Source organism: Milkweed yellows phytoplasma str. MW1, from assembly GCF_000309485.1.
Taxonomy (GTDB): domain Bacteria; phylum Bacillota_I; class Bacilli_A; order Acholeplasmatales; family Acholeplasmataceae; genus Phytoplasma.
The window spans coordinates 1-6,927 of record NZ_AKIL01000041.1 but is presented as its reverse complement, the minus strand read 5'-3'; the positions used below and the strand labels follow the sequence as shown (position 1 = coordinate 6,927).

Annotated in this window: 6 protein-coding genes and 2 pseudogenes; 4 read left to right on the top strand and 4 right to left on the bottom strand. The window is 23.8% G+C overall.

Going from position 1 to position 6,927, the window contains the following annotated elements:
* Positions 1-13: 13 nt before the first annotated feature.
* From RI76_RS03025 to RI76_RS00875, 4 genes and pseudogenes are all read right to left on the bottom strand, one after another.
* Positions 14-172: pseudogene (locus RI76_RS03025) on the bottom strand (single-stranded DNA-binding protein); the annotation flags it as partial.
* Between the two features lie 53 nt (positions 173-225).
* Positions 226-513 (bottom strand): DUF2963 domain-containing protein, encoded by a 288-nt coding sequence (locus RI76_RS00885; RefSeq protein ID WP_017192248.1) that lies wholly within the window; start codon positions 511-513, stop codon positions 226-228.
* A pseudogene (locus RI76_RS00880) lies at positions 510-1,137 on the bottom strand (sigma-70 family RNA polymerase sigma factor). The gene RI76_RS00885 and the pseudogene RI76_RS00880 overlap by 4 nt, the downstream one beginning before the upstream one ends.
* A gap of 1,080 nt (positions 1,138-2,217) precedes the next feature.
* A complete protein-coding gene (locus RI76_RS00875) occupies positions 2,218-2,832 on the bottom strand; it encodes a nitroreductase family protein (protein WP_017192246.1) in 615 nt (204 codons plus the stop codon).
* Positions 2,833-3,073: 241 nt separating this feature from the next.
* Here RI76_RS00875 and RI76_RS00870 point away from each other — a divergent pair, with 241 nt between their 5' ends.
* The 4 genes from RI76_RS00870 to RI76_RS03390 all read left to right on the top strand — a co-directional run bounded on the left by RI76_RS00870 (position 3,074) and on the right by RI76_RS03390 (position 6,650).
* Positions 3,074-4,318 (top strand): hypothetical protein, encoded by a 1,245-nt coding sequence (locus tag RI76_RS00870; RefSeq protein WP_017192245.1) that lies wholly within the window; start codon positions 3,074-3,076, stop codon positions 4,316-4,318.
* A 179-nt stretch (positions 4,319-4,497) separates the two neighbouring features.
* Entirely contained in the window at positions 4,498-5,895 is a 1,398-nt protein-coding gene (locus RI76_RS00865; protein WP_017192244.1) for a Wadjet anti-phage system protein JetA family protein, read from the top strand.
* 326 nt (positions 5,896-6,221) lie between these two features.
* On the top strand, positions 6,222-6,392 hold the full coding sequence (locus RI76_RS03075; protein ID WP_161598584.1) for a DUF2963 domain-containing protein: 171 nt from the start codon (positions 6,222-6,224) through the stop codon (positions 6,390-6,392).
* A gap of 42 nt (positions 6,393-6,434) precedes the next feature.
* Positions 6,435-6,650 carry a DUF2963 domain-containing protein gene (locus RI76_RS03390; protein WP_425311470.1) on the top strand — a complete coding sequence of 72 codons (216 nt, stop codon included), beginning with the start codon at positions 6,435-6,437 and terminating at the stop codon, positions 6,648-6,650.
* Positions 6,651-6,927: the final 277 nt, after the last annotated feature.

Below are 6,927 nucleotides of genomic sequence, written 5' to 3'. Positions count from 1 at the left end.
ACCTACTCTATACTTGATTACGAAAAACAACACAAGGGATGTATTGAACTTTATCCTTATTATTAATTGCTAAATTAAAATCTATTTTAGGTATTTGTTCGTTGTTGCTATTGATATATTGTTTTTCTAGGTTATGAGCGATATTACCAATTAATTGAACTTTGTTTAACATTTTATTTCTCCTTATTTTTATAATTTAGGTTTAGTTTTTAGTTTTTTATTGAATTATTCTTCTGAAATAAAATTAATTTTACCATCAGAATTATAATAAATTATTCTAACTAGTTCATCATCATCATGTTCATCATATTCTTCTACATAATCAATAGTTTTTCCGTTGGATTGGTAATAAATTACTTTAACCTTATTATCATTGTCTTTATCATATTCACGTACAGAACTAATAGTTTTTCCGTCATAATAAGTTTCTTTAACTGTCTTGCCAGTATCTTTTTCGTATTCACCAATAACTTTTAGTCCGTACTGATTAAATTCTTTTTTGATTGTTTTCATTTTTTATTCTCCTTATTTTTATAATTTGGGTTTATTTTTTTGATGGCGATGTTTTTAATATTTTCTATTTGTCTTAAGGTTAAATTTAGTATTTGGGTGATTTCTTGATTGGAATAACTCGGTTGATAAGTTTCATTAATATTTTCTAAAGGAACTCCAAAATTTAATCTAATGACGTTAAATTCCTTTCGGCTTAATTTAGTTTTTAGTTTCTTTAAAAATAGTTCATGATTTACTTGTTTTAACCATAATTGATGAGGGTTAAGGATTTTATAATGCCATGTGTGTTTTTTCTTCTTGAAAAGAAGTGTTATTGGTTTTATGAGTTTTTTGAGGAATGCAAGGCAAATGACTTTTTCTTATTAATTCTCTGATTTCTGATTTTATAGTTGGCGTCGCATAAGCGATAAAGTCATAACCTAAATCTAAATAATTATCTAAAGCCTTGATCAATCCTAAAACCCCTTCTTGATATAAATCTTGTTTTTGAAGTACGCATGGATAATATTTAAATTTAAAAACTAGTTTTTTTACTAAGGGTAAATATAAAACGATTAATTTATTACGAATTTCTAAATTCTTTTTATTTTTTAAAAAATCTTTAAATAATTTTTCTCTTAACATTTAATTCCTTTCTAAAAATATTTTTAGAAAAGATAGGAAATTATTTTTTAGTCTTTGAAAAGAAAAAAAGACTAACTTAATAGTTAGTCTTAAAGAATTTTTAAAAAGCAAAAAGTGTCTAAAGTTTTGGAACAGTTCAATTAGATCGTTTCATAGAAAGAAAAATTGAGAAAAAAACATGAGTTTTTAATCATTAATTTATTATTTGTTATTTTTTATGAAATATTTTCAACTATCGTCTCGCTTGTGATGGACATTATGCAATTAATTAGAATACATTATAAGGATAATTGATAATTATTAAATCAATCTCTTTATAGCGTCAAAAAATTATTTAAATAGAAAAAAGAAGATTTTTCGTTTTTGTCTTCTTTTTTCTATTTTTTTCGTATAAAATATAAATGGGGATGTTTTTGGTTTCGACATGGTTAATGAGTTTTATTTATCATATCTTGGTTACGCAAGTAAAAACGCTCTCGAGGTCATAAATAAACGGCAATACACAAGATAATTACGAAAGCGAATCCACAACTTATAACAGTTTAGGTTACGCTCCACAATTAACAAGATCAACTGCTTCTTGTTAATCTAAAAACGGTTTATAAATGTTTTCTTTAAAAAAGTTTTTTAAAGAACACTTTTGATTAATCATTTTTTATTTTTCTGTAAAACTGAGTTTATCTTTTAAACCGGTTTCATTATTTTCTTCAATATAATTATTTTTTTCTTTTTATAATCATATAAATTATTAAACTATTTCTTTTTTCAAGAAATAATTTCCATTTTATACAACTTTTGTTTGTTTTTGAAAAATAAAATAAATATGTAGAATGAATAAAACAAGTTAACTTTGCACAGGGGTTCGAATCCCCTCATCTCCACCAACAGAAATAATAAAGATCATTAAATTGATTTTCTGAAGTTTTTTTATAAATAATCCTCCTTCATGAACATTCGAAAACAAAAAAACATATTTTTTATCATAATAGAGATATATTGCGATAAAAAATATGTTTTTAAGTTAATATGATAAAAAATATTTCCTAATAACATTTGGGAAATATTTTTCCATCTGATTAATTATAAAAAATTAACGAAATCTTGAGGTTTTAATTTAAAAGGTGTTTTTTTTTGGCCTTTTTCTCCTTTGGAAAATGGTTTTTCTTTTCCTACGGAAATTAAAATAAGAGGTAAATAATTGCTAGGTATATCAAAAAGTTTGTTTACTTGATCAAACTTGCAACCTCCGATAAAACCTCCGTTATAATCAAACTTTTGCAAAGTAGCCACAAAATTAAGACCTACAATGCCTCCTTCTAAAAATAATTCATTATGCAATTGGTTCTCTTGCATAGAAGAATAATTTTCTTTAATTTGTTTTAAAACGGATTCTTTTCTTTCCAGAGTGATTTCCTTATTTAACCATTTTTGTTGATAAATATATTCGCTATTTTTGGCTTTATTTAGATCTCCAAACAACAAAACCATAGCTGAACTAGTTTCCAATTGGGTTAAATTACCCTTTAGACAAGTTTTTAATTTATTTTTGTTTTCTTGACCTTCTATGACAAAAAAACGCCATGGTTGCAAGTCAAAAGAAGAAGGAGTGAAACGTATGTCTTGAAATATTTTATCCCAAGTTTCTTTATTGATTTTATGGCCTTTTTCAAACAATCTAACTGTTTTAATTTTCATTTTACTTTCCTTCGTTTTATGTTATCTTTTATAATTTTGGTCAATAAATAAAATTTTTATAAAAACATTTACATTGTATTTTAACAAATTTTATTTATCTTAAAAGAAAAAAGAAAGAAAAACTTTATACTAACAACAAAATTTTTTCCTATTAAAAATCTTCCACTAAACAATATTTTATACAATTTTTTTATAAAAAACAATACAAAATAGAAATGGTTTTTAAAAAAAACGCAATACGATGAACAAAAACAAAAATATAATCTTTTTTAAAATTATAATTCTTTTTTTACTTTTTTCTAGTTATTTAATTTATAAATTTATCCAATACAGACAAATAAATATTTCAGAAGAAACGCAAACATCTTTAGAAAAACAAAATATTCAATTATCTAATGACTTAACTAAACACAAACAAGATATAAAAAATAAATATGATGAATGGATAAAGCAAAAAAACGCTTTAACGCAACAATTATCCACTTTAAAAAAAGATAAAGAAAACTTAGAAAAACAAAATACACAATTAAAAAACAAGAAAGAAGAATTGATGTCTCTGCAAGTCGACTTGTATTCTCAAATAGAGACTTTAAAAATTGAAAGTTCTCAATTAAAAGACGAAAAAGTAACACTTTTGAAACAAAAATTAGATTTTCAAACTAGACATAATTTATTAGAATACGACCTTGCTAATTTAAAATTAGAAAAGAATGATTTAGAAGCTCAAAATAAACAATTAAATATTGACAAAGAAATTTTAAACACTGAAAAAGCAACTTTAAAAACTGAAAAAATAAATTTAGAAAAACAAATGGCCGATTTAAATGCTGAAAAAGAAATTTTCATTTCGACAAAACAAGAGCTACAAAAACAAATAGAAAACTTAGAAAAACAAAAGACTGGTTTAAATGATGAAAAAAAAGGGTTAAATGATGAAAGGGCCGCATTAGAAAGTCGAAACACACAATTAAGCGCTGAAAAAGAAACTTTAATCGCTGAAAAAAACCAATTAGAAAGTCAAATAACAACATTAATAGCTGAAAAAGAATCTTTTACTTTGCAAAAACAAAGTTTGCAAAACCAAATTGAGTCCTTAGAGCGAGACAAAAACCAATTAAACAATGACAAAAGGGTTCTTACTTCTCAACAGGAAGAAAATAAAAATAAAATAGATGTTTTAGAGAAAGACAAAGACAAATTAATTAATGAAAGAACGGCTTTAACAGTTGAAAAAACTCAATCAGACAGCCTAATTGCCTCATTAATTGCTGACAAAGAGGCGTTAAATACAAAAAAAAATAGTTTACAAGCTAAAATAGAAACTTTAGAAAAAGAAACGACTAAATTAAACAAAGAAATAACAGATTTAAAACAAGCCAAAACAACATTAGAAAAACAAAATAAGATATTAACAGATGATTTGAGAAAAGAAAAACAGAAAAAAACTGCAGCGCCCAATAAAAACAAGAAACATCCAAAAAATTAAAAAATTTGTTTAAATAATTATCACATTTAGAACAGTTTTTTTCACTAATTATAATTATAATCAGAATTAAAGGTAAAAAAGACCACTGTAAATGGAAAAATATTATATAATTTTCATATAAACTTTTTTCTATTGTTTATATGAAAATAATAAATTAAAAAAGTGAGCAACTCAAAATTATGTCTCATTTATTCAAAACTTTACCGAATAATTTTTTTCAAATTTTATCTTCTCCTAATAAAGATATTTATATTGATTGCCTTTTGTTGTTAGAAAATCTTGCCAATAAAGATAATAATAATTACATTGAAAAAGAATTCGCAATCAACACTTTAGAAAAGTATTTCAACGAGAAAAACAAACATTTAGTAACTGAAGAAAAAGAACCTATTGAAGAAATAGATAAAACAGCGATAAACAACTATCAAAAAGCTTCCAGAGTTATTTCTATCTTTAAAAAAAACGGTTGGTTGGGTGAAGAAAGAATTAATTATAATACGATTAATTTAAATTTTTTTGATTATAGTTTAGAAATGATTAATTTTTTTAAAAAAACTCTGAATAAAATTAAACCAGAATCAATCGGGAATATTTATAGTGTTTATTCTCTTTTGAAGTTTTTTTTAGTAGAAAAAAATTACGCTAATTTTCATGAAGCAGTTTCTAAAACACAAAACCTGCTAGTAAAATTAAAAATTTTAAAAGCTAATATTTATCGTTTTTATCATCAATTATTAAACACTGATTTTCAATCAAATGTAAAAGATATTTTAGAACAATTGTTGTTGAATTATAAAAAAAATTTTTTTGATTCGTCTTATTATTTGTTAAAAACAGCGGATAATTTTTTTAAATACAGAAGACAAATTAATTTATTTTTAGAAGAAATACAAGATAACTCGCTTTACATTGAATCTCTGGCGAAACAGATTCAATATATTTATGGTTGTTCAGAACAACAATCTTATTCCATGGTTTTGGAACAAATCGAACAAATGAAAGAAAATTTTAAAACAGCTGATCAATTTATTGAAATTATAGACCAAAAAAACGAACAATATTTAAAAATAGCTTGTGATAGGATTTTGTTTTTCAACAATAAAAAAGAAAATTTACAAAATATTTTGAATTATGGTTTAAAAATGGTTCTTAATAACCAAATAGAATATCAAGAATTTTTCAATCTTTATCCAATGAAAAATTTAGATCAACAATCCTTTTATAAACCTCGAAGAGTGAAACAAGAAATAGGAATTTCTTCTTTAGACTATATTTCTGAAGAATCAGAAAATATTTTGACTCAAAAGAAAAAAACTTTTTTAAATAGAGATTTGTTTTATAATAAAAAAAATATTAATCTTTATGTAGAAGAAATGTTAAAACAAAAAAACCCTTTTAAAGGCTCAGAAATTATTTTAAATAATGATCGCGATATATCGCGTTTAATTCTTATTTTTATTTATTCTAAATCTTCAGCTAAAAAAAATATTTATCGTATTGAACCTTTGCGCCAAAAAGTAACCTGCAATAATATCTCTTTTTCTGATTTTTTAATTTTTAAAAAAGAACAAGAATGATTTAAAGGTTAAAAATAATTTTTTAAGACTATATGTTAATGACGAATTCAGATGATTTTTTTCTTGTTGTAGAATATAAATCATATAGGAAAAAAATATTTTTCAGTTATAATGGTTGTTGGAAAGAGCCATCTTTTTCCAAAAAATCATTAGAATAAATATTTTGAGGACCTTAAATGATGAAATTTTTTGGCATAAAATTCATTTATCATAAATTTTTCTTATTCTTTTTAATTTTTTTGCTGTTTTTAAATTTTACCCTAAGTTTTTGGTTCATTAGTTCCATGAGGGAAGAAAGCCAATATTTAAAGCAAAAATATGATAACATGAGGGAAGAAAACCAATATTTAAAGCAAAAATATGAGAATTTTACCAAACAAATATTTAAAATTAAAATTGATCCACAGATTGAAAATTGTTATGATTTGTTGACAAAAAAAATAGTTCAAAAAAACCATTTTTTTAACGACGGTAAAACCATTGATTTTATTGAATAATTTAACGAAAACGAACAATTAAAACAAAAAACCTTTTTTCAAATAGACGGTAAAACCAGAAATTTTATAGAAATTTATGATATAAATTCTCATATAATAAAAAAGATTTTTTTTAGAACAGACGGGCAAAGGATAGAAAAAATTATTGAATATAATAGACCGAAATTATTGAACACAGAAACCGTCTTTCAAGAAGATGGACAAACGGTTCAAAAAATAATTCAAAATACTTACAACACCGGAATTAAAACTAGCTAAGCAATATTTCGTATCATATTTAATCCTTGAAAACTCTCTGATTACGAATTAAAAAAAACTAATTTAGTTTTTTTTAATTATTTTTAGCTTGTTTTAATTATGCCAAAAATTGCCAATATACCTCTTTTAGCTTATTTTTGAAACTTGTTTATCTTCTTTGGTAAAAATTTTTTTTATAAAAATAAATTAAAACCCTAATCTGGCAAAAAAGGGCTTGGTATATATTTTTGATCAACATGTCGGTAGGACTTGCACTGTGCGTTGCTAGTCCCTCGTA

Coding starts and splice junctions, on each gene's coding strand:
- RI76_RS00885 (WP_017192248.1), bottom strand. CDS start 513: ATGAAAACAATCAAAAAAGAATTTAATCAGTACGGACTAAAAGTTATT.
- RI76_RS03075 (WP_161598584.1), top strand. CDS start 6,222: ATGAGGGAAGAAAACCAATATTTAAAGCAAAAATATGAGAATTTTACC.
- RI76_RS00870 (WP_017192245.1), top strand. CDS start 3,074: ATGAACAAAAACAAAAATATAATCTTTTTTAAAATTATAATTCTTTTT.
- RI76_RS00875 (WP_017192246.1), bottom strand. CDS start 2,832: ATGAAAATTAAAACAGTTAGATTGTTTGAAAAAGGCCATAAAATCAAT.
- RI76_RS00865 (WP_017192244.1), top strand. CDS start 4,498: ATGTCTCATTTATTCAAAACTTTACCGAATAATTTTTTTCAAATTTTA.